Here is a 719-nt window from a genome sequence, read left to right as displayed (position 1 = left end):
GCAGGTCGGGCGGCGCGCCGCCCGCGGCGGCGGCCCGGAAGCGCGCGGGCAGCGCATCGAGCGCGACCGGTGAGTCGTCCCAGTACAGCTTGCCGGCGTCGTCGATCGACAAGGTGACGGATTGCGGCGTGTCGCGCGCGACGCTGGCCGCGACCTTCGGCAGGTCGAGCCGGATCGCGTGCGTCATCAGCGGCGCGGTGATGATGAAGATGACGAGCAGCACCAGCATCACGTCGATCAGCGGAGTCATGTTGATCTCCGCCATCGGCGCGGACGTCTTGTGGTGCTCGAGTCCGCCGAATGCCATGGCCGCTTCTCCGGAATGGGTGCGTCAGGCTTCCTGCGCGCACACGAACACGTGCAGGTCGCGCGCGAAGCCGTCGAGCTCCTCGGCGAGCTGCCGCACGAGCCGCCCGAGGATGTTGTAGGCCAGCACCGCGGGAATCGCGACGACGAGCCCGAACGCGGTCATGATCAGCGCCTCGCCGACCGGCCCCGCGACGTTCTCGATCTGCGCCTGCCCGCTCGCGGCGATGCTGCCGAGCGCGTGGTAGATGCCCCACACGGTGCCCAGCAGCCCGACGAACGGCGCGGTGCTGCCGATCGACGCGAGCAGCACCTGGCCGAATTCGAGGCGCCGCTGCGAGCGCAGCATCGCGTGCCGCAGCGCGCGCAGCACGCGTTCGCTGCGCTCGACGCGCGCGGCCAGCGCGGCCGGG

The 719-nt window shown here is 71.6% G+C and carries 2 protein-coding genes; both read right to left on the bottom strand.

From position 1 onward, the window contains the following. A partial coding sequence (locus G3O00_RS43040) for a biopolymer transporter ExbD (RefSeq protein ID WP_206146638.1) occupies positions 1-307 on the bottom strand: 307 nt, incomplete at its 3' end. 24 nt (positions 308-331) lie between these two features. After that, the coding region (locus G3O00_RS43035) for a MotA/TolQ/ExbB proton channel family protein (RefSeq protein ID WP_206146637.1) at positions 332-719 on the bottom strand (388 nt) is incomplete at its 5' end.

This window comes from Burkholderia sp. Ac-20384, assembly GCF_017104605.1.
In the GTDB taxonomy this organism is placed as follows: Bacteria; Pseudomonadota; Gammaproteobacteria; order Burkholderiales; family Burkholderiaceae; genus Burkholderia; species Burkholderia lata.
Note: the sequence above shows the minus strand (reverse complement) of the source record. Positions and strands in the feature narration are given on the sequence as shown.